The organism is Pannonibacter carbonis (genome assembly GCF_003012935.1).
Taxonomy (GTDB): Bacteria; Pseudomonadota; Alphaproteobacteria; order Rhizobiales; family Stappiaceae; genus Pannonibacter; species Pannonibacter carbonis.
In genome coordinates this window covers 97543-119675 of record NZ_PUDR01000007.1, presented here as the reverse complement: position 1 = coordinate 119675, position 22133 = coordinate 97543, and the positions used below count along the sequence as shown (strand labels likewise).

The window sequence follows — 22133 nt, the reverse complement described above, 5'->3', positions numbered from 1 at the left end:
CTCAGTTTGCGGTCTTGAACCCGGCAACGAAGGCAAGGGCATCGAACCCGCCCGCTGTGCCTTCCGCCTGCAGGAACGCCTCGACCGGAGCCTGCATGGCCGACTGGAAGGCTGTGACGGTTGCCGGATCCAGCTCGATCAGTTCGACCTTTGCGTCTTTCAGCATCGCCACGCCCTTGTCTCCGGCCATGCGAAACGCCTCGGCTGCCTTCAGCGAGAGCGGCAACCCGGTCTCAGCCTCGATGATGCCTTTCTGCGTGTCGTCGAGACCGTCATAGGCGGCCTGGTTCATGATCAGGGTGAAGGTGGAGAGCGCGCCGGGGATGTTCATGGTCGCGTATTTCGTCACTTCCTGCAGATTGTAGGACGAGACGGCGGACGCATCGATCATCACGGCGTCGACAACGCCGGTGCTCATGGCGTTGTAGGCTTCGGTTGCAGGCATTGAGACCGGTATGCCGCCCCAGGCCTCGACAATCTTGGCCGAAACCGGATCCGGCACGCGGACCTTGAGGCCCTGCATGTCCGCGAGGGAGCGGACCGGTTTGTTGCGGGTGAACAGCAGCGAGGGGTTGTTGGTCCAGTAGGCCAGAAGCTTCACTTCCGTGAAGTCCGGTGCCAGGGCTTCCATATTGTCCCAGATCGTGCGGGTGGCCTGCTCGGGCGAGGTGAAGAGGCCGGGCACGTGCAGCAGCGCCGAGCGCTTGAACTGGGTCGGCGTGTACTGCGGCAGGTTGAAGGCAATGTCCGCGATGCCGGTGACGGCCCGCCGGTATTGCTGGTTCGGCCCGGCCCCCAGTTCCCCGGCTGGATAGACCTTGATCGTGAGGGCCCCACCGCTGGCAGCGCCGACCGTTTCGGCCAGCGGTGTCATCACATGACGGTCCATCGGGTGTTGCGGCGACATGAAATGCGCCAGCTTGAGCTCCTTGGCCTCTAGGGCGGGAGCGGCGGAAACGAGTGCAAGCCCTACGGCAAGCGTTGCGAGAATCGTCTTGACCATGCGTTCCTCTCCGGATCCGGATGCACCGCAATGGGGCCTCCGGCGCTGACGGCTGGCCTTGGTTGGCAAGCTCGTTAGTTATCACTGACAATTAGATGATTGACACTGATAATCAGTTAGTCAAGTCTGTTCGCACGAACGGGGTCCGGAATGAGCCAGTACAAACTGCATCAGCGCCTTGGATACCGGGTGTCGCGCCTGTCGCGGATCCTGCAGGGGCGGCTTGAGGAGATTCTTGCCGAGCATGGTCTGACGCGCCTGATGTGGTGCGTGATGATCGGTGTGGGGGAGGAGGATGTCCGCACACCGTCGGATCTTGCCGACTATGTCGGCGTGACGCGGCCGACGATGTCGCGGCTGCTGCGGGTGCTGGAAAAGAAGGGCTACTTGCAACGCCAGCCCGGAAGCGGACCGGACGGGCGTGCCGTGGAGATCGAACTGACCGGTGAGGGCATGCGGATCGTCCGCACCACCCGTGGTCCGGTCAACGCCATGAACGAACATTTTACCGGCAAGCTGGCCCCTGAACAGTTTTCCGTGCTGATGGAGGCACTGGATCTGCTGGCGGCCGGTGAACGGGAAGACCTGTCAGACTTCTGACCGGACATGTGCCGGTCGTTGAACAGGCCGAAGCGGAGGCAACATCCGCCCGGCGGGAGAGGACGCGGTACATGCGACTGTTTTCAACCAAGGACCGGCCGGTCCACCTTGGACCATTTCCGCTTGAGTATCTGGCTCGCACAGACAAGCGCCCGCCGCTGGACCTGCTGCCGGCGATGCGCCCGTTGTCGTTCGATAACGACGATCCGGTGAACCTTGCCCGTGCGATGGGGCGGTTCATGGGCATGTTCGACACCGTGCGAGACGGACCTGTCACCCATGCCCCGGCGGAGGTCCCTGAAGACCCGCAGGAACGTAGCCGGCATCTCAAGGCGGCCGGGTATTTCTTTGATGCCGCGATGATGGGCATTGCCCGGCTGGAACCCGCGCATTTTCTGGGTGTTCCGCTCCGAAATCCGATGATCGACCTGCTGCGTGCCGAACTGGAGGCCGGGCAACCGACCAGTCACGCGGCCGGCATTGATGCGATCTATGCGGATGTGCTCGATTCCGCCCGCACCCCCCATGGACCGGTCACGCATCACAGCCATGCCCTCGTCATTCTGGTGGACCATGCCCGGGAGCCCAGGAGTGACGAGCCGGGATGTGACTGGTTGCAAGGGGTTCAGTCGCAGCGCGCCGCGCTTCTGGCAGCCAACACCGCCGTTGTCCTTGCCAGCTATCTGCGCTTGCTCGGGGCAGAAGCGCGCGCGCATACGGCGACGACCTCCGAGGTCGATCTGGCGCGCGTTGCCGTCAGCGCAGGTCTTGCGGGGATCGGCGTGGGCGCAGACGGCCACCCTGTTGCAGAAGCACCCTTTGTCGGGACTGGTTATTCCCTGGCGGTCGTTACAACGACGTTGTCGCTCGATGCGGACCGGATGCTTGGAGCAACGGCCGGCCCCGGCGGGTGGGCCGCACGGGGCAAGGGACGACCGGTGTCCCGACCGGTTGATGCGTATCGCCGCCGGGAATATCGCCAGGGCGCGTTTCCCTTCGAGACGATCCGCCGGCGCGAGACGCCAACCACGTTCATCGATGAGCCGAGAGTTCCCCGGTTTCCCAAGCGGGCGGATTTCTTCGCCCGCGCCCTGTTCGGCGATATGGGCAAGAAGGTGCAGGAAGCAGCGAAGGGCGGGCACTATGTCGTCAAGAGCCCGATCGGAGCCTGTGCCCGCCGTGCGCTGGGCGCGCTGTTGCTGCTGCAGTTTGGTGATGCCAAGGCGCCGGTACATCCCTCAACCCTCGACCCGGTGCGCAATGCCGACAATCTGAAAGCGGCAGGATATTTCCTGTCTTCTGATGCGGTGGGTCTGTGCCGGGTGCCGGACTGGGCCTGGTACTCGCACAATGCCGGCGGCCAGCCCATCACGCCCTACCATGGGCACGCGATCAATCTGCTCATCGACCAGGGTTTCGAGACCATGGAGGGGGCGAGCGGGGACGACTGGATTTCCGTTGCCCAGTCGATGCGGGCCTATCTGCGGTTCTCGTTGCTCGGAGGAGTGATCGCCGAGCATCTGCGCGGACTTGGCTACAGCGCCCGTGTTCATTCCGTGATTGATGGCGAGGTGTTGCAGCCGCCGTTGCTGTTGCTGTCGGGCCTCGGCGAGGTCAGCCGTATCGGCGAGGTGATCCTCAATCCCTATCTCGGGCCGCGGCTGAAATCCGGCACCGTGACCACATCCATGCCGATGGAGCATGACAAGCCGATTGACTTCGGGCTGCAACGGTTCTGCGAGGCCTGCAACAAATGCGCGCGCGAATGTCCGTCCGGGGCGATCACGGCCGGTCCGAAGCGCATGTACAACGGCTATGAGATCTGGAAGTCGGATGCCGAGAAATGCACGCGCTATCGCCTCACCAATTCGGCGGGCGGAATGTGCGGGCGCTGCATGAAGACCTGTCCGTGGAACCTCGAGGGCCTGTTTGCCGAAGCGGTCGTGCGCAAGATAGCGATCGCAGCACCGGGAGCCGCGCGGATCCTGGCAAGCCTTGATGACAAGCTTGGGCGGGGCATGATCAACCCGGTCAAGACCTGGTGGTGGGACATCGAGCTGGACCCGTCCGGTCAGCGCTATGTTGCGGCAGTTGCAACCAACCGGCGTGGGCTGAACACCGACATCAATCTGAAGCCCGAAGACCAGACCCTTGCGGTCTACCCGGCTGACATGATGCCGAAGCCTTACCCCGTCACCCAGCCGCTGGACCGAGAGGAGGGTATTCGCCGCTACCGCGCCTTGCTGTCGCCAGACGAGTACCGCGACAGGCTTGAACGCGGTGAGACAGAGGGACTTGCGCCGGGGCCGCAACTGCTGGACGGGCCTCCGCCGGTGATCCCGGTGATCATTTCCCGGCGCGATGATCTGGCGGAGGATGTGGTCCGCTTCGAACTGGTCGATCCGCAGGGCAGACCGTTGCCGCCGTTCACGGCAGGGGCGCATGTCGATGTGGTGATTGCGCCCGAATACCAGCGGCAATATTCCCTCGCTGGAGATCCCGCCGATAGCAGTCGCTACGTCCTCGGCATCCAGCGCGAGGCCAAGGGGCGTGGCGGCTCGCTGCTGATGCACAGGGTGTTCCGCGAAGGACGCCGGATCCTGATTTCGCCGCCACGCAATCACTTCCCGCTTGATGAGACCGCCTCCTTCTCCTTGCTGATGGCAGGCGGGATCGGGATCACGCCGATGCTGACCATGGCGCATCGCCTGCATGCCCTCGGCCGCAAGTTCGAACTGCATTACAACGCAGCCTCCCGGCAGAGCTGCGGTTTTGCTGCAGAGATCGAGGCAAGCAAATGGGCGGAGCAGGCGCAGTTTCATTTCTCGCGCGAAGGCGGGCGGGCCGATCTTCGCGGTCTCATCCCTGACTGGCAACCAGGGTTCAGGCTCTACACCTGTGGCGGTGAGCGCTACATGGAGGCCGTGTTCGAGGCGGCAAGGGCACAAGGCTGGCCGGAGGAGGCCCTGTCGCGGGAGTTCTTCAAGGTGCCGGAGCCGCCGACCTGGGAGAACCATCCCTTCGTTCTGGATCTCCTCAAGTCCGGGCGCAGCATCGAGGTCAGCCCGGACCAGAGTGCAACCGAGGCTCTGGAAGCCGCCGGCATCCTCGTCAGCACCAAATGTTCGGACGGGATCTGCGGCGTGTGTGCTGTCGGGCACGACGGCAGCGGGCAGATCGAGCACCGTGACTATGTCCTGTCGGAGGCAGAGCGCCAGTCGAAGGTGATCCTGTGCTGCTCGCGGGCCGCTGCGCCGGGAGGGCGAATGCAGGTCGATCTGTGATTGCCAGGTCCGGGTTTACTTCCCCGGCGCAGCCGGTACTCTCGCCGGCACTGCAGAACAGCCCGAAAGGGCCGGGGAGGAGATTTTTGATGCTGAAGGGGATCGATCCGCTGATCGGTGCGGACTTGCTGGCGGTTCTGGCCGCCATGGGCCACGGCGACGAGATCGTGGTCGCCGATGCGAATTTCCCCGCCGATTCGGTGGCTCGGCAAAGCGTGCATGGCCGGCCGTTGCGCATGGACTGCTCGGCGGTTCGCGCCGTCGAGGCGATCCTGACATTGCTGCCGGTCGATACCTTTGGCACCGAGCCCGTCCTGACAATGCAGGTGGTCGATGATCCAACTGCCGTGCCGCCTGTCGTGGCCGAAGCGCAGCCGCTGTTTGCCGCCGAGAAGGCCGACATGGGCACGTTGGAGCGCTTTGCCTTCTATGAGCGTGCGAAGAAGGCCTATGCCATCGTCCTGACCAGCGAACTGCGGCCCTACGGCAACTTCGTCATCCGCAAGGGCGTCATTTTCGGCTGATCCAGACACAAATCGGGCTGACAGGCGGCGGTCACCACCTGTCAGCTCAAAGACAACTCCTGGGCAACGCCCTGCAACCTGGCCAGTGCGTCCTCGATGCTGTCGCAGGCCTCGCCGGCGGGCCGGCCCAGATAGGGGCAGGTGATCACGGCAATCGCATCGCCGTTGGGATCGAGCACCGGCACGGAAATATCCCGCACGCCCAGCAACTGGCCACTGTCGCCGATGCGGTATCCGAGGGAGCGCACCTCGTCCAGTTCGGCGGACATGCGGTCGAGCCTGGCAAGATCCGCCGCACTGCTCAAGGCGCCAAGCGTTTCGGCCCGTCGCTCCGGGCTCTGGAAGGCGAGCAAGGCATGGCCGGACCCTGTCCCCAGAAGATCCAGCCTTGCGCCGACCCGGACCCGGAACTCCCAGCTGTCCATCGGGCTCGCCTGTGCCACGACCACGGCTGCGGCGCGTTCCGGCACCGCCATGTGGCAGGACTGCCGGCTGTCGCGGGCGAAAATGTCGAGCTTGGGCGTTGCCTGCGCCACCAGGCGGCGCAGGGGCGGATGCCGGTTGGCCAGGACAAACAGCTTCATCGACAGGAAGTAGCGATCGCCACCAGAGGACCGCACGACATAGTCGCGTGCCACCAGGCGTTCGAGCATGCGGTAGATCTCCGAGGGGCTGCGCCCCATCGCCTTGACGATCTCCGCCCGTGTCAGGCCGCTGGGTTGTTCCGACAACAGTTCCAGAATGTCGAGGCCCTTGTCGAGAGCCGGTGCGCGGTATCGGTCGCCAGTCACATCCACGTCGCTCATCAACTCTCTCCCAAGGCACCAGCCCCCGCATACCGGCGATTTGCCTGAAATCTCAATGCCCTTTGCGCGAGACGGTGAAGCTTGTCAAATTTCGGCAACACAGACTTGCATATCAGTTCATTCGTGAATAGAGTGTTTGTATATAAACAAGTCGTCGGATGCAAACCGGCGTCGCGGGATGGAAACAGGCGGGACCTCTGATCGGGAGTCCCGCCGGGACAGGGAGGTTCGAGATGCAGCAAAATGGCCAGCGTCTTTCCGGCAAGACGATCCTGATCACCGCCGCAGGGCAGGGTATGGGCCGTGCTGCGGCACTGGTTCTGGCTGCTGAAGGCGCCCGCGTCATCGCCACAGACCGGGATCAACGTCTGCTGACCGGCCTTGTCGGCATCGAGAGCCAGGCGCTTGACGTCACAGATCTGGCGGCGATCACGGCGCTCGCGGGGGAACTCGGACCAATCGACGGTCTTTTCAATTGCGCAGGTATGGTTCACCACGGCACCATCCTCGACCTGACCGAGGAGCAGTGGCAACAGGCGCTCGATGTCAATGTCACCTCAATGGTGCGCATGACCCGTGCGTTCCTGCCGGGCATGCTTATGCAGGCCGAGATCACCGGCACTGCGTCGATCCTCAACATGTCGTCGATGGCCTCATCCATCAAAGGCTTCATCAACCGCACGGCCTATGGCGCCACCAAGGCGGCCGTCATCGGTCTCACCAAGGCGGTCGCTGCCGATTTCGTGAAGCAGGGCATCCGATGCAACGCGCTGTGCCCGGGCACCGTCGATACACCGTCGCTGCGCGGGCGTATTGCATCGGCCGCCGATCCGGTTCAGGCGGAGAAGGACTTCATCGCCCGCCAGCCCATGGGGCGCCTCGCCACTGTCGACGATATCACGCCGCTGATTGTCTATCTGCTCAGCGATGAAAGCCGGTTTGTCACCGGTCAGGCGGTTTCCGTCGATGGCGGCGTGACGATCTGAGACAAGGCAGGCCAACCCGGTCTGCTGCACCAGATCCCACGACGCGGACGGGAGGCCGCTGATGGACAGACTAGATGCACATTGCCACTTCTGGCAGCCGGCGCGGGGCGACTACGGCTGGCTCGACACTGGTGGGCCGGAACTGGATCCGCTCCGGCGCGAGTTTCTGCCACCCGATCTCGCTTCACTGAATGGCGCGCGCCGTGTCATTGCGGTCCAGGCTGCCCCGAGCGAGGCCGAAACGCACTTTTTGCTTGGGCTGGCCCAGACCGCGCAGCAGGTCGTCGGTGTTGTCGGTTGGGTTGACCTGACCCAGGCTGAAGCCACCGGCAGGCTTGCCGCCCTGGCGCGAAATCCGCGCTTCAAGGGCGTGCGGCCCATGCTGCAGGATATCGCCGATGCGGACTGGATCGACACGGCGCCGGCACCGGAGGCCATCGCTGCCCTGGTGCGCCTTGGTTTGCGGTTTGATGCGCTGGTCAAGACGCGGCATCTTCCGGCCCTTCTGCGCTTTTGCGCTCGCTATCCGGAGCTTCCCGTCGTCATCGACCATGCGGCCAAACCGGATCTCCTCAACGGCATATCGCAGACCTGGCACCGGGACATGGCGCTGCTTGCTGCCGACGGAAAACTGCATTGCAAGTTGTCCGGCCTTGTCACCGAGATGTGCCCGAGCCGGCTTCTGAGCGTTGGCCTCGCCGTCGAAACCCTGAAGCCTGTGCTGGGCCGCTTGCTTGACTGGTTCGGGCCGCGACGGCTGATGTGGGGATCCGACTGGCCTGTCATTACCCTGGCTGTCAGTCACCGGTTCTGGGAAGAGGTCACGGAGCGGCTGCTCGCCGACCTGTCCGCAGCCGACAGGGCCGAGATCCTTGGTGGAACGGCTGTCCGCTTCTATGGACTGGAGGAGGCGGTTGATGCGTGACCTCGTGTGCATGGAACGTATCGAGAAGCGCTTTCCCGGCGTGCACGCGCTGAAGGGTGTCGGCTTTGATCTTCGGGCGGGTGAAGTCCATGCGCTCATGGGCGAGAACGGTGCGGGCAAGTCGACCCTCATGAAGATCCTGTCCGGGGTGTATCAGCCCGACAGTGGCCGCATTCTGGTCGAGGGACGCGAAGTTGTCCTGCCGTCGCCCAAAGCGGCGCAGGACAGGGGCATCGGCATCATTCATCAGGAACTGGCTCTGATGAAGGACCTGACGGTGGCGCAGAACATCTTCATCGGCCGCGAACCGCGCCTGTCCTTCGGGCGGATCGACGAGGCACGGCAGAACCGCGAAGCGGCAGAGTTGTTTGCATCGCTCAACATCGATATCGACCCGCGCCGGCCGGTGGAGGGCCTGTCGATTGCCCGCCAGCAGATGGTGGAGATCGCCAAGGCATTGTCGGCCCGCTCCAAGGTGCTGATCATGGACGAGCCGACGGCCGCACTGACGGACAGCGAGATCGCCGAACTTTTCACGATGATCGGGAAGCTCAAGTCTGAGGGTGTCGGCATCGTCTACATCAGCCACAAGATGGACGAGATCCGCCGCATCTCTGATCGGGTGACCGTGATGCGCGACGGCGAATATGTCGGCACCGTCGAGGCGGCAGACACGCCCATCGCCCGGATCATCGAGATGATGGTCGGGCGCAAGCTGGGGGATGAGACGGTCGACGTTCCCGATCTGCGCGATGCCGAAACGGCGCTTGAAGTGGTGGGTCTCACCCGGGGACGGGAGATCCGAGATGTCGGCTTTTCGCTCAAAAAGGGCGAAATCCTGGGCTTTGCCGGATTGATGGGGGCAGGGCGCACGGAAGTTGCACGGGCCATCTTTGGCGCCGATCCGCGCGAGGGCGGGGAGATTTTCGTCCATGGCCGCAAGGTGGATGTTCGCTCGCCTGCCGATGCCGTGAAGGCTGGCATCGGCTATCTCTCGGAGGACCGCAAGCATTTCGGGCTCGCCCTTGGCATGGATGTCTCTGACAACATCGCGCTGGCCAGTCTGTCCAGCTATGCCAATCGGGTCGGCCAGCTTGACGAGGGCGCGATGCGGCGGACGGCCCGCGATTTCATCGCCCGTCTCGGTATCCGTACGCCGTCGGACCGGCAAGAAGTCAGACTCCTATCCGGAGGCAACCAGCAGAAGGTGGTCATCGCCAAGTGGCTGCTGCGGGACTGCGACATTCTGATTTTCGACGAGCCGACCCGCGGCATCGACATCGGCGCCAAGTCGGAGATCTACCGCCTGCTTGCCGACCTTGCCGCAGAGGGCAAGGCGATCATCGTCATTTCGTCGGAACTGCCGGAGATCCTCAGGGTCTCGCACCGCATTGCCGTCATGTGCGAGGGCCGGCTGACCGGCGTTCTCCCGGGCGGGGCCGGCACCACCCAGGAACAGATCATGCAACTTGCCACCGACCGCAGCGGTCTGGGGCAGGCCACGCGTCAGGAGGAACCCGCGTGAACACTTCGCCTCAGAACAGCAAGGCTTCGGCCCCCCCGGCTTCTGTCCCGGCTCCTGTCCCGGCTCCGGCCCGTCTCGCGGGCGGTGCGCAGCAGAAACTGCTCGCTTTCGCCAGCCTGATCGTGCTGCTTGTCGGCTTCTCGCTCGCCTCGCCGAACTTTTTCCAGGTCTCCAACATCATGGCGATCCTGCAGGCGACATCGGTCAACGGGGTGCTTGCGGTGGCTGCGACTGCGGTCATCCTGACAGGGGGTATCGACCTGTCCATCGGTACCTTGATGACATTCTGTGCTGTCATTGCCGGTGTGGCGCTGACCTGGGCCGGATTGCCGCTGCCGCTCGGCGTGCTTGCGGCCATCGGCGCAGGGGCTCTCGCAGGTCTGGCCTCTGGAACCTTCGTCGCCAGGATGAAGATCCCGCCGTTTATCGCCACGCTCGGCATGATGCTGGTGCTGAAAGGCCTGTCGCTCATCATCACCGGCGCCCGGCCGATCTATTTCAACGACACGCCGGGCTATACGGACATTTCGCAGGGCTCTCTCATCGGCATGGTTCTTCCCGGCCTTCCTGTGCCCAATGGCGTGCTGGTGCTGTTCCTGGTCGCCGGCGGCATGGCCTTCGTGCTCTCGCGTACGGTTCTGGGTCGCTACACCTATGCGCTGGGATCGAACGAGGAGGCGGTGCGTCTGTCCGGGGTCAACACCAATGCCTGGAAGATGGCCGTCTATGCCTTGGCCGGCGCGATCTGCGGCATCGCCGGGATCCTTATCTCCTCGCGCCTCAATTCCGCCCAGCCCGCGCTCGGCCTTGGCTATGAACTGGATGCCATTGCTGCCGTGGTCATCGGCGGCACCTCGCTTTCCGGCGGGCGGGGCACCGTGCTCGGGACGCTCATAGGGGCGTTGATCATGTCGGTGCTGACCAATGGCCTGCGCATCCTGTCGGTTGCCCCCGAATGGCAGACCGTCGTCACCGGCGCGATCATTATTCTAGCCGTCTACGCCGACCAGCTTCGCCGCCAACGCGGCTGAGACCCAGAAAAGAAGGCCAAAGGCCCGAACCACCCATCATCTAAAGTGGAGGAAAGCATGATTACCCGTCGCATGATCCTCGGCACCTTGAGTGCCGCAGCCCTGCTGGCCAGCACCGGCTTCACGCTGGCCCAGGACAAGATGTATATTCCGCTGATTTCCAAGGGCTTCCAGCACCAGTTCTGGCAGGCCGTGAAGGCCGGTGCCGACAAGGCGGCCGCCGAGTTCGGCGTCGAGGTGACCTTTGAAGGCCCGGACAACGAGACCATGGTCGACCGCCAGATCGACATGCTGTCCGCTGCCCTTGCCAAGAAGCCGGCGGCCATCGGTTTCGCCGCCCTCGACAGCCAGGCAGCTACGCCCCTGCTGAAGCAGGCGGAAGCGGCCAAGATCCCGGTGATCGCGTTTGACTCCGGCGTCGACAGCGACATTCCGGCCGCAACCGCTGCCACCGACAACAAGGCCGCCGCGGCGCTTGCGGCTGAAAAGATGGCGGCACTCATCGGCGATGAAGGCGACGTTGCACTCGTCGTGCATGACCAGACCAGCCGCACCGGCGTTGATCGCCGCGACGGCTTTGTCGAGTGGATCGCGGCGAACAAGCCGAAGATCCAGATCGTGGCCATCGAATACGGCGGCGGCGATCATCTGAAGTCGACCGAGATCACCAAGACCCTGCTGCAGGCGCATCCGAACCTGAAGGGCATTTTCGGGTCGAACGAAGGCTCGGCCATAGGCGTGGCCAACGGCGCACGCGAGACTGGCAAGAAGGTCGTCATCATCGGGTACGACTCTGGCGCCGCCCAGAAGCAGGCGATCCGCGATGGCCTGATGGCCGGTGCGATCACGCAGAACCCGGTCGGCATCGGCTACGAGACCGTGAAGGCCGCCGTCATGGCCGCCAAGGGCGAGCCGATCATTCCGACCATTGATACCGGCTTCTACTTCTACGACAAATCCAACATCGACAGCCCCGAGATCGCGGCTGTCCTCTACGACTGATCCCAAGTCCGGAGCCGGACCTTGCGTCCGGCTCCGGTCCCTATCTGACGGAGACTTCCCATGAAATTGCTGCGTTATGGCCCGGCCGGCCAGGAGCGTCCGGGCTTGCTCGATGCCGAGGGCCGCGTGCGTGATCTCTCAGCCCATGTCGATGACATCGCTGGCGCCGTGCTGCTGCCGGAAGGCCTGGCAAGGCTTGCCGTGCTCGACCCGAACAGCCTGCCGCTTGTTGCCGGAACGCCCCAGGTGGATCTGCGTCTTGGTGCCTGCGTCGGCCAGATCGGCAAATTCATCTGCATCGGCCTGAACTACGCCGATCACGCAGCAGAAACCGGTGCTGCCATTCCTGCCGAGCCCATCGTCTTCAACAAGTGGACCTCGGCGGTTGTCGGTCCGGATGATGCCATCGAGATCCCGCGCGGGTCGCAGAAGACCGATTGGGAGGTCGAACTTGGCGTCGTCATCGGCAAAGGCGGCAAATATATCGAGGAGAAGGACGCCCTTGATCACGTTGCCGGCTACTGCGTCGTCAACGACGTGTCCGAACGCGAGTTCCAGATGGAGCGCGGCGGTACCTGGGACAAGGGCAAGGGCTGCGATACGTTTGGTCCCACGGGCCCCTGGCTTGTGACCCCTGACGAGATCGGTGACGTTGGCAACCTTGCCATGTGGCTCGAGGTCGACGGCAAGCGTTATCAGGACGGGTCCACCGCAACCATGATCTTCGGCGTGGCCCATATCGTCTCGTATCTCAGCCGCTTCATGTCGCTGCAGCCCGGCGATGTCATCTCCACCGGCACGCCTCCGGGGGTCGGACTTGGCCAGAAGCCGCCGGTCTATCTGAAGGGCGGCGAAACGGTTCGCCTCGGCATCGCAGGTCTTGGCACTCAAACCCAGAAGGTGGTCCGGGCATGACCAAGATCACCGGCCTGAGGACGGAAGACCTTCGCTTCCCGACCAGCCAACATCTGGACGGGTCCGACGCCATGAACCCCGATCCGGACTATTCCGCCGCCTATGTGGTTCTGGAAACGGACGGACCGCATGAAGGTCATGGCCTGACCTTCACCATCGGACGCGGCAACGAGATCTGCGTTGCCGCCATCAACGCCTTGCGGCCGCTGGTCGTGGGGCTCGACATGGACTGGGTTGCGGCAGACATGGGCCGCTTCTGGCGGCACATCACCTCCGACAGCCAGCTGCGCTGGATCGGTCCCGACAAGGGCGCCATTCACCTCGCCACCGGAGCTGTCGTCAACGCGGTCTGGGACCTCTATGCCAAGATCGAGGGCAAGCCGGTCTGGGCGCTCATTGCCGACATGAGCCCGCAAGAGCTCGTGCGGTGCATCGACTTCCGTTATCTGACCGACTGCATCACGCCGGAATGGGCGCTGGAGTTCCTGACCCGGCAGGCGGAAGGCAAGGCAGAGCGGCGAGCGATCCTCGAGCGGGAAGGCTATCCCTGCTACACCACCTCGGCCGGGTGGCTCGGCTATGATGACGAAAAACTCGCCCGTCTTTGCCGCGAGGCTGTCGATGCCGGCTTCCGCTACATCAAGATGAAGGTCGGGCGTGATCTTCAGGATGACATCCGACGGCTGACCATTGCGCGTGAAACGGTCGGTCCGGACATCAACCTGATGATCGATGCCAACCAGGTCTGGGAGGTCGATCAGGCCATCGACTGGGTCGGCAAGCTCGCCTTTGCCAAGCCGTGGTTCATCGAGGAACCGACCAGCCCGGATGACATCGAAGGCCATCGCAAGATCCGCGAAGGCGTCGCGCCGATTGAAGTGGCAACCGGCGAGATGTGCCAGAACCGCATCATCTTCAAGCAGCTCATCATGCGCGGGGCCATCGACGTGGTGCAGATCGACAGCTGCCGTCTCGGCGGCGTCAACGAGATCCTCGCCGTGATGCTGATGGCAGCCAAGCACGGGCTGAAGGTCTGTCCGCATGCCGGCGGTGTCGGCCTTTGCGAATATGTCCAGCACCTGTCGATGATCGACTATCTCTGCATTGCCGGCACTCGCGAGGGCCGTGTGATCGAGTATGTCGATCACCTGCACGAGCATTTCATCGATCCCTGCGTCATCCGCGATGCGGCCTACATGCCGCCGCAGCTGCCTGGCTTTTCGATTGAAATGAAACCATCCTCGATCGAGGCGTATCGCTTCGGAGGCAACTGATGGACCTTGGACTGACAGGCAAGATCGTGATTGTCACGGGCGGAGCGTCAGGCATTGGCGCCGCCGTCAGCGAGGTGCTGGCCGAGGAGGGCGCCGTTCCGGTCATCCTCGCCCGCCGGGATCCGGATCCGGCCTTTCTGGAAAGGCTGCAGGCGCTTGCGCCTGACGTCTGGTTCTTCAAGGCGGAACTGTCGTCGGACGACGCCTGCCGTCAGGCGGTCGATGCGGTGCGCAAGCGGTTTGGCCGCATCGATGGTCTCGTCAACAATGCCGGGGCCAATGACAGCGTCGGGCTGGATGCCGGTCCCGACGCCTTCCGCGCCTCGCTGGATCGTAATCTGGTGCATTACTACACCCTGATGCATCTGGCGGTCGCGGACCTCAAGGCAACGCGAGGGGCCGTGGTGAATGTGTCATCGAAAACGGCGGTGACGGGGCAGGGCGACACATCGGCCTATGTCGCGGCAAAAGCGGCGCAGCTTGGTCTGACGCGGGAATGGGCCGCAGCGCTTGCGAGGGATGGCGTGCGCGTCAACGCGGTTCTGCCGGCCGAAGTGATGACACCGCTCTACGCCAACTGGCTGCAGACCTTTCCGGATCCCGCCGCCGAGGAGAGGCGGATTGCTGCGCGCATCCCGCTGGGACACCGTATGACCACCGCGCGGGAAATCGCCGATACGGTCGTCTTTCTGTTGTCGCACAGGGCCAGCCACATCACGGGCCAATGGCTCTATCCAGATGGCGGCTATACCCACCTGGACCGGGCGCTGGATCGCTGATCCCGGCTCTGTCTCAAAGGGCAGAACGGGCCAGCCCGGGCATTCGGGCTGGCCTCGCTGCCGCATCAGCTCATCCGGGCTGCCCGGAAGGCTGCGGTGGCCTCGCCCATCCAGCCAAGACGCGGACGGGCAACGAGGCCATAGTTGTAGAAGTTAAGCCCGTCCGCTCCGGCCGTCGCACCGGCGATGGCGGCATGGCACAGGGCTTCCGCCGACGGGACGACGGACTGGAACGCAGACAGGCCAAGGATCAGTTTGGCGTCCGCGCCAAGACGGTTGCGCATGGCGCTCACAGTGGCGCCGGTCTCTTGCGGCGTCTGGCCATAGAGGCACAGGATCATGCCATCGCAGGCCGAGGCGAGGCGGTCGAAATCGACGCCGCCGCGCCAGGCCGCCGGACCGTCGACAAGGAGCACCTGGCTGTCCGGATGCGCAAGCTGCCGCATCTCGGTGATGAGGCTAATCACCGGATCCTGCCGCCAGACCAGATAGTCATGCAGCGCGGGAACGGAGGCGAAGGCGTCGATGCCCTTTTCCGGGAACTCGGGAAAACGGCTGACCGGCGTATCCCGGTCGCAGGCCGCGCAGATGATGTCGACAACGGCCTTGCGGGCCGCCTCGCCATCGACACCGGCCGCCTCAGCCCGGCCAAGGCAGTAGCGGCAGAAGCAGACCGAGAGCAGATAGGATTCGTCTGCCGTCAGGCTGACCCCGTCCTTCTCATGGTGGAAGCCGTGCTCCACTTCGAGGAAGCCAGGCGTTTCCAGCTCGATCCGTGCCGGGCGGAACCGGTGGGTAATCTCATGCACCATGGTGCGGGCATAGAACCGCGCCGCCGGGCTCGACGGGCACAGTCCGAACGCCAGCCGGTCGCCGAAGGCCGTGGTAAGGGCGTGGCCGGGGTAGAGGCTGGCCAGACGTGTATTGTGCAGGCACACCGTCCATGCGGACAGGCCGAGACCGGCGGCATCCTGCGCGGCCGACAGGCGCGCGACGAGGTCGGTGTCACGGGTGATGGCCGCCTGCCGGGGCGCAATCTCCGCGTCATTCCAGAGCGCGGCATCGGGTGCGTAATAGACCGTGCCGTCTTCAGGAAAGTAGATCTTCCGCCGGTTCGACCGCGGCTGGATGAAGCGTCCGGCGTGATAGGAGGTGGCAAGGCTGACATGGTTGGCGCCGGCAAGCGACGCCAGTTCGCCGGTCACATGCTCGACCCCGAGGTCGAGCATGTCCCAGGCATAGGTCCAGACGGAAACGTCCATGCGTGTCAGGCCTTCGGCATCAGGGGAACGATGGCGCTGAACCGGGCGAAGTCCTTGACCTTTTCCGGGCTCCACGCCGCTTCCGCGATGGCCGGAAGGCGCGGGAAGACCTGGTGGTTGAAACGTTCGCGCGAGGTGAGGTGCTCGCTCCAGATGCAGGCCTGAATGCCCTTGAGCTTGACCGCCAGATGCGGATCATCACCCTGCGCTTCGTAGCCATAAGAGGTCTCGACCGAGGTAACTCCGGCCCAGCTTGCGCCCGGCTCGTTCCAGTCACCCGACTGGACCATGTCAAGATAGTAGGTCTGGCCGGGGGACGACACGACGTCATAGCCGAGGGCTGCGAGTTCTGCGGTCTTCTCGCGCAAGGTCCATGCGAACAGGAGGCTGCGATCCGGCGAGACGCCGCCGCCATGGGCGACCTCTTCCCAGCCACCGGTGATGCGGCCATGGGCTGAGAGGAAGGCATGTACGCGCTTCAGGTAGTGTGCCTGCAGGCCATCGGTGCCGTTGATGCGCTCGCGCACCATCAGTTCCTGTGCCTTCGGCGATTGCAGCCAGGCTTCGGGGGCCACTTCGTCGCCGCCCACGTGGATGACTTCGAACGGGAACACGGCCAGCAGTTCTTCCAGAACCGTCTGGGTGAAGGTCCAGGTGGCGTCGAGCGCGGGGTTGAGCGCGTTGTTGCCGTAACCCTGGATCGACCAGTAGCTTTCCGGCTCATCGGGATCGACCAGATCCGGCAGCGAGGCGATCGCGGCGGCGCAATGGCCCGGCAGATCGATTTCCGGCATCACTTCCACGCCGACCGAGCGGCCATGGGCGACCACGGCGCGGGCCTGATCCTGGGTGTAGAACGTGCCATGGTCGAAGGGACCATGGCCGAGCTGCGGCAGGACGGGCCGGTTCAGGCCCGTGTGCGCGCCGATTTCGGTCAGCTGCGGCAGGCGCTTGATCTCGAGGCGCCAGCCTTCATCGTCGGTCAGGTGCCAGTGCAGGCGGTTGAGCTTGTGCCAGGCCAGGATGTCGACAAAGCGCAGGATGTCGGCGAGCGGATAGACCTGCCGCGACACGTCGAGATGCGACCCGCGCCAGACGTGACGCGGTGCATCCTCGATCCGGCCGGTATGCGGGAAGGCGAAGCGGTCTGCGTCCTCACGCGCGGCCATCATGCCCTGTGCCAGTGTCACGAGACCGTGGCGCAGGCCAAGATCGGTGCCGTAGGTCAGGACAATGTCCGAGCCGTTGAAATCGATCTGATAGGCTTCCTCGGCGAGAGCGGCGTTGGCGGCCAGGCGCAGCACGGCCGCACCTTCCGGTGCCATGAACACGAAGGGATTGGCGCGCAGGGTGAAGAGACGGCGGGCGAGGGCGTTGACGCCGCCAACCACGCGCTTCTCGGCGACCGAACCGCCTTCAAGCTTCAGGTGAACCGGTGCCTTGGCCATCCAGGACGCAACGGCGACGCTGGCCGGCTGCGGCAGGACGCCAAGCGTGAAGTTGGAGCGTTCCGCGCGGGCAGCCTCAAAGCCGGCGATCTGCATGTCGGCGACCGAAGCCTGTTCAGCAGTGCCGTCAGCGAAGATGACGAAGGCGCTCTTCGGGCCGTCGTTGGAATGCAGCGCCTTGCGGCTGAGCGAGGTCTCGACGAAGCGCCAGCTTTCGCCAGGTGCCAACGTCAGACCGGCCGGCGGGGCGTATTCATGGTAGTTGGCCTGGCGCCGGGTCATGGTGCCGTTCTGGCAGACCGACGGGCGAATGGTGCGGGTGATCGAGGTGTAGCCAACCGAGAAATCCGACAGGGGGCTGTCGGAGAGATTGGTCAGGGTCACGGCCAGCTCCCGGCCGTCGTTGGCGGTATCGGTCCAGATCACATCAAGATGGTACTTGGTCATGGCTGTCCTGGAAGTCTGCACGCGGGGTCTGGCTGAGCCATCCCGCTGATGGCGTCGGGAAATGGGGTGAGGCGTCGATATTTGACGTTACTGGTCCGGGGGCGGACCGGTGGGTGCATCAGCGCAGCAGGCCGCGATAGATGCCGGGCGTGGAATTGGGGATCTCGATTGCGCCGCAGGTCTTGACGTAGAAGTCGACCGGCCCGGCCGCACCGATCACGGCATAGGCAAAGCCGTCTGACTTCAGCGCATCAAGGGCGCGCAGCAGCAGGTGCCGGCCGATGCCGCGCCCCTGTTTTGCAGGATCGATACCGGTGGGACCGAAAAAGCCGCGCGCGGTGACATCGTGGCAGGCAAAGCCGGCCAGTTCGCCATTCTCGATGGCAATGAGGATGCGGGCGGGCCTTGCGGCCAGGGCAACGGTGCATTCGCTGACCCAGCCGGGGCTGAAGTGCTTGCCGACAAAGGCCGTCACCACATGGTGTTCCGGCGGCAGGGCGGGGCGCACGACCAGGCCCTCCGGCAAGGCCGGGGGCGTGGGCAGGGCGTAGAGAGGAACCAGCAAGTCGGACATCGCGCTCAACTCTCAGTGAAGGGCAAAGAAATGGCCGTTACCGGCGGTTGCCATTTCAACCACATCGCGGGCCGCGTCCGTCCGCACGACTGCCGAGCGCTCTGCGAAGCCGGTGGTGTCGCTGCCAAGACGCACCGCTGGATCGGGCACGGCAGCGCGCAGAAGCTGGGTGTAGGCATGGCGCGGCGCACCGACGACCTCGGCTGTCGGGCCCTGCTCGACGATCTGGCCGCGGAACATCACGGCAGTTTCCTCCGCCAGATACTGCGCGGTCGCAATGTCATGGGTGATGTAGAGGAGCGCCAGTCCGCGCTCGTCCTTCAGCCGCCGCATCAGGCCGAGCACCGACTTGCGGATCGAGACGTCGAGCATCGACGTCGGCTCGTCTGCAACGATCAGGCGGGCATTCACCGCAAGTGCGCGGGCGAAATTGACGCGCTGACGCTGTCCGCCCGAGAGCTCGTGCGGATACTTGTCCGGCGTCGACTTCGGGTCGAGTTCAACGTCGCCGAGAAGCTCAAGCATCGCCTGTTCCGGATCGCGGTCCGGTTGGTGCAGCCGCAGCGGACGGATCAGGTGGTGACGGATGGTGTGGGCCGGATTGAGCGCCGAGAACGGGTCCTGGAACACCATCTGCACCGAGCGCTGATAGGCCTTCTCCAGGGCCCGGCTGTGGTTCTGCTCGATATCCTGTCCCTCGAACAGGATGCGTCCGTCGGTCGGGGCATAGTGGCGCACGATCAGACGGCCAACCGTGCTTTTGCCTGAGCCGCTCTCGCCGACGAGAGCCAGCGCCTTGCCGGGCTGGATGGTCAGGGAAACGCGGCGCAGGGCCTCGACCCGGCGGGCCGGGCCAAACACGGGCTTGGTGATGAAGGTCTTGGAGACCTTCTCCAGCGCCAGGATGGGGGAGGTGTCAGCCATGGGCCAGCCCCTTTTCGGGTTGGGCGCTCAGGATCGGCATGGCCTCCCACAGGGCGCGCGTGTAGTCGTGGCGCGGGTCATTGACCATCTGCGCCGTTTCGCCGATCTCGACGATCTCGCCGCGCAGCATGACGGCGATCCGATCGGCGATCTGTGCCATCAGGGCCAGATCATGGGTGATGAACAACACGGAGAAGCCAAGCTTTTCCTTGAGCGCCACCACCTGTTGCAGGATTTCCCGCTGCACGATCACATCAAGCGCCGTCGTCGGCTCGTCCATGATGACCAGGCGCGGACGCAAGGTCAGCGCCAGTGCAAGGACAACACGCTGGCGCATGCCACCTGACAGCTGGTGCGGATAGCTGTCGAGCCGGTCAGCGGCGATGCCGACCATCGCCAGCATCTCCTCGGCGCGGGCGCGAATGGCCGCCTTGTCGGTGACGCCGTGGGCTTTCAGCATGTCGTTGAACTGCTGGAACACGGTCAGCACCGGGTTGAGCGAGTTCATCGCGCTCTGGAAGACCATTGCGGCCTTCGACCAGCGGAAGGCCCTGAGGTCCGCATCGCTCAGCGCCAGCACGTCCTCGCCATCAAAGCGGATCGAGCCTTCGGAAATGAAGGCCGGCGGCTTGTGCAGGCGCATCAGGGCGAAGGCGATGGTGCTCTTGCCGCAACCGCTTTCGCCGGCGAGCCCGAGGATTTCTCCCGGAGCGATCTGGAACGACACGCCTTTCACGGCGGTGAAGGCACCCGTCTGGGTCAGATAGTCGACCTTAAGGTTGCGGACGTCGATCAGCGCGGTCATTGGGCGGCCTCCTTCAGCCGGGCACGATCCAGTTCGCGCTGCAGTTTCAGTGCCTTGCCAATGGTGCCGAGCGTACGCAGGCGCGGGTTGGAGATCTCGTCGACGCCGAAGTTCATCAGCGACAGGCCGACACCGATGAAGACGATGGCAAGGCAGGGCGCTGCAACTTCCCACCAGGCACCGACCGTGATCGCCGACGAGGTCTGGGCGTTGTAGAGCATCGTGCCCCAGGAGAGGTTCAACGGGCTGCCAAGGCCCAGGAACTCAAGCGTTGCCTGGGTGATGATGGTGAAGATGATCGAGCCGATGAAGTTGAAGCAGATGATCGACAACAGGTTCGGCAGCATCTCGACCAGGATCATGCGCCAGGCCGGTTCTCCCAGCATGCGCGAGGCTTCGATGTAGTCGCGGGTCTTCAGTGTCAGCCCCTGGGCACGGGTCACGCGCGCGCCCCAGGCCCAGGAGGTCAGGCCGATGATCAGGGCGATCGACCACGGGCTGACCTGGCCAAGGAAGGCGGCCAGAACGAGCAGCAAAGGCAGCTGCGGCAGGACCAGAACCACATTGGTCATGAAGTTGAGAACTTCATCGACGACCCCGCCGAAATAGGCGGCGGTGATGCCGATGATGGTCCCGTTGATCGTCACGATCAGGCCGGCGACAAGGCCGACCATCAGCGATGTGCGGGTGCCCCAGACGAGCTGGGCGAATACGTCACGGCCCATACGGGTGGTGCCCAGCCAGTGATCCCAGGAGGGCGGCTGGTGCGGACGGGCGACACGGGCGAGTGGTTCATAGCCCGCGATCACCGGCGCCAGGAGGGCGATCATCACATAGAGCAGCACGATGGCGAGGCCGAAGGCCGCCTTGCGATTGCGCAGGAAGGAAGTGAGGAAACCGGTCATCAGGCTTTCCGAAGGCGCGGGTCAAGGAAGATGTAGGCGATGTCGACCGTGAAGTTCGCGGTCAGCATGGCCAGCGTCATGATCAGCAGCTGTCCCTGGATCAGCGGGAAGTCGCGCGCCAGGATGCCGAGGTAAAGCAGGTTGCCGACGCCGGGGTAATTGAACACCACCTCCGTCACCAGGGACCCGCCGAACAGCGCGCCAAAGGACAGGGCAAGCGCGGTCACCGACGGCAGCAGCGCATTGCGGGCCGCATAGGCGTAGCGGACGCGGGCATCCGACAGCCCCTTGGCCTCGGCCATGTGCACATGGTCTTCGCCAAGCTGGCCGATCATGTTGTTGCGCATCGTGACCAGATAGCCGCCCGTGAAAACGAGGCTCAGGGTCAGGACCGGCAGGATGGCGTGGGTCGCGACGGAGGCGATGAAGTCGACCGTGAAACCGCGATCCAGCGAGGGATCATAGGCGTAGCCGGTCGGCAGGATCTGGTTGCCGATGGCGAAGATGTAAAGGGTTGTCAGGGCAACCACCATCGCCGGGATTGACTGCATCGCCAGGGCAAGGGGCGACAGCACCATGTCGACGCCCTGGCCGCGGCGCCAGGCGGCAAGGATCCCCAGCAAGGTTCCGACCGAAAACGAGATCGCCAGCGCGGAGCCGGTCAGCAGCAAGGTCCAGGGCAGGGCCATCAGCAGCACATCGGTGACCGGAAGCGGGTAGAACTTGATCGAGGTCCCGAAGTCCCAAGTGAAGATGCTGGCGAGGTAGTTGCCATACTGGATGTGCAACGGCTCGTCGATGAAACCGAACGTGGCCTTCAGGGCTTCGCGCGCTTCGGGCGGGATCGTGCCATCGGCATGGGACAGCATGATGTCCGTCGGGTCACCCGGCATCATGCGCGGGATCATAAAATTGAAGGTCGCGGCCACCACGAAGGCGACAAGATAGAACGCGAGCCGTTTCAGCAGAAAATTCATGAAGCTGGTCCAATACACCGTCGCGCCCCGGCGCCGGCCTGGGGCGAGGGAAGCCGGCCAGGGGGTTCCTGTGGGGAATGCCGGTTGCCTGCCGTGCGTTCTGGCGCCTGCCTTCGGCCGCACGGAAAAAGGGGGCG

The 22133-nt window shown here is 64.2% G+C and carries 20 protein-coding genes; 11 read left to right on the top strand and 9 right to left on the bottom strand.

The window, feature by feature from the left end; genetic code table 11:
• Position 1: 1 nt before the first annotated feature.
• Positions 2-1003, bottom strand: a complete 1002-nt coding sequence (locus C8348_RS11390; protein WP_106753461.1) for a TRAP transporter substrate-binding protein — start codon at positions 1001-1003, stop codon at positions 2-4.
• Between the two features lie 150 nt (positions 1004-1153).
• On the opposite strand from C8348_RS11390, the gene C8348_RS11385 reads away from it, so the two are divergent.
• The 3 genes from C8348_RS11385 to C8348_RS11375 all read left to right on the top strand — a co-directional run bounded on the left by C8348_RS11385 (position 1154) and on the right by C8348_RS11375 (position 5411).
• Entirely contained in the window at positions 1154-1603 is a 450-nt protein-coding gene (locus C8348_RS11385; protein ID WP_106753460.1) for a MarR family winged helix-turn-helix transcriptional regulator, read from the top strand.
• Between the two features lie 71 nt (positions 1604-1674).
• Positions 1675-4887, top strand: coding sequence for a 4Fe-4S dicluster domain-containing protein (locus C8348_RS11380; RefSeq protein ID WP_106753459.1), 3213 nt, complete (start codon positions 1675-1677; stop codon positions 4885-4887).
• Positions 4888-4976: 89 nt separating this feature from the next.
• Positions 4977-5411 (top strand): RbsD/FucU family protein, encoded by a 435-nt coding sequence (locus C8348_RS11375; RefSeq protein WP_106753458.1) that lies wholly within the window; start codon positions 4977-4979, stop codon positions 5409-5411.
• 41 nt (positions 5412-5452) lie between these two features.
• Here the strand turns inward: C8348_RS11375 and C8348_RS11370 are convergent, their stop codons facing one another.
• The gene (locus tag C8348_RS11370; RefSeq protein WP_106753457.1) at positions 5453-6217 is read right to left on the bottom strand and encodes an IclR family transcriptional regulator; all 765 of its coding nucleotides are present in this window, start codon (positions 6215-6217) and stop codon (positions 5453-5455) included.
• A 233-nt stretch (positions 6218-6450) separates the two neighbouring features.
• On the opposite strand from C8348_RS11370, the gene C8348_RS11365 reads away from it, so the two are divergent.
• From C8348_RS11365 to C8348_RS11330, 8 genes are all read left to right on the top strand, one after another.
• Positions 6451-7203, top strand: coding sequence for an SDR family oxidoreductase (locus C8348_RS11365; protein ID WP_106753456.1), 753 nt, complete (start codon positions 6451-6453; stop codon positions 7201-7203).
• Positions 7204-7264: 61 nt separating this feature from the next.
• The gene (locus C8348_RS11360; RefSeq protein WP_198647019.1) at positions 7265-8128 is read left to right on the top strand and encodes an amidohydrolase family protein; all 864 of its coding nucleotides are present in this window, start codon (positions 7265-7267) and stop codon (positions 8126-8128) included.
• Positions 8121-9653 carry a sugar ABC transporter ATP-binding protein gene (locus C8348_RS11355; protein ID WP_106753454.1) on the top strand — a complete coding sequence of 511 codons (1533 nt, stop codon included), beginning with the start codon at positions 8121-8123 and terminating at the stop codon, positions 9651-9653. The genes C8348_RS11360 and C8348_RS11355 overlap by 8 nt, the downstream gene beginning before the upstream one ends.
• Entirely contained in the window at positions 9650-10684 is a 1035-nt protein-coding gene (locus C8348_RS11350; RefSeq protein ID WP_106753453.1) for an ABC transporter permease, read from the top strand. Before C8348_RS11355 ends, C8348_RS11350 begins: the two co-directional genes overlap by 4 nt.
• Before the next feature lie 57 nt (positions 10685-10741).
• Positions 10742-11686, top strand: a complete 945-nt coding sequence (locus C8348_RS11345; protein ID WP_106753452.1) for an ABC transporter substrate-binding protein — start codon at positions 10742-10744, stop codon at positions 11684-11686.
• Between the two features lie 60 nt (positions 11687-11746).
• On the top strand, positions 11747-12601 hold the full coding sequence (locus tag C8348_RS11340; RefSeq protein WP_106753451.1) for a fumarylacetoacetate hydrolase family protein: 855 nt from the start codon (positions 11747-11749) through the stop codon (positions 12599-12601).
• Complete coding sequence (locus C8348_RS11335) at positions 12598-13875, top strand: L-fuconate dehydratase (RefSeq protein ID WP_106753450.1); 1278 nt, start codon at positions 12598-12600, stop codon at positions 13873-13875. Before C8348_RS11340 ends, C8348_RS11335 begins: the two co-directional genes overlap by 4 nt.
• Positions 13875-14654 carry an L-fucose dehydrogenase gene (locus tag C8348_RS11330; protein WP_106753449.1) on the top strand — a complete coding sequence of 260 codons (780 nt, stop codon included), beginning with the start codon at positions 13875-13877 and terminating at the stop codon, positions 14652-14654. Before C8348_RS11335 ends, C8348_RS11330 begins: the two co-directional genes overlap by 1 nt.
• 65 nt (positions 14655-14719) lie before the next feature.
• Here the strand turns inward: C8348_RS11330 and C8348_RS11325 are convergent, their stop codons facing one another.
• The 7 genes from C8348_RS11325 to C8348_RS11295 form a co-directional block, all read right to left on the bottom strand.
• Entirely contained in the window at positions 14720-15916 is a 1197-nt protein-coding gene (locus C8348_RS11325) for a hypothetical protein (RefSeq protein WP_106753448.1), read from the bottom strand.
• A 5-nt stretch (positions 15917-15921) separates the two neighbouring features.
• Positions 15922-17811 (bottom strand): beta-N-acetylhexosaminidase, encoded by a 1890-nt coding sequence (locus tag C8348_RS11320; protein ID WP_106753447.1) that lies wholly within the window; start codon positions 17809-17811, stop codon positions 15922-15924.
• Positions 17812-17929: 118 nt separating this feature from the next.
• Positions 17930-18385 (bottom strand): GNAT family N-acetyltransferase, encoded by a 456-nt coding sequence (locus tag C8348_RS11315; protein WP_106753446.1) that lies wholly within the window; start codon positions 18383-18385, stop codon positions 17930-17932.
• A gap of 12 nt (positions 18386-18397) precedes the next feature.
• Positions 18398-19309: an ABC transporter ATP-binding protein gene (locus C8348_RS11310; RefSeq protein ID WP_106753445.1), complete on the bottom strand. Its 912-nt coding sequence runs from the start codon at positions 19307-19309 to the stop codon at positions 18398-18400.
• The gene (locus C8348_RS11305) at positions 19302-20114 is read right to left on the bottom strand and encodes an ABC transporter ATP-binding protein (RefSeq protein ID WP_106753444.1); all 813 of its coding nucleotides are present in this window, start codon (positions 20112-20114) and stop codon (positions 19302-19304) included. Before C8348_RS11305 ends, C8348_RS11310 begins: the two co-directional genes overlap by 8 nt.
• The gene (locus C8348_RS11300; RefSeq protein WP_106753443.1) at positions 20111-21019 is read right to left on the bottom strand and encodes an ABC transporter permease; all 909 of its coding nucleotides are present in this window, start codon (positions 21017-21019) and stop codon (positions 20111-20113) included. Before C8348_RS11300 ends, C8348_RS11305 begins: the two co-directional genes overlap by 4 nt.
• The gene (locus C8348_RS11295; protein WP_106753442.1) at positions 21019-21996 is read right to left on the bottom strand and encodes an ABC transporter permease; all 978 of its coding nucleotides are present in this window, start codon (positions 21994-21996) and stop codon (positions 21019-21021) included. Before C8348_RS11295 ends, C8348_RS11300 begins: the two co-directional genes overlap by 1 nt.
• Positions 21997-22133: the final 137 nt, after the last annotated feature.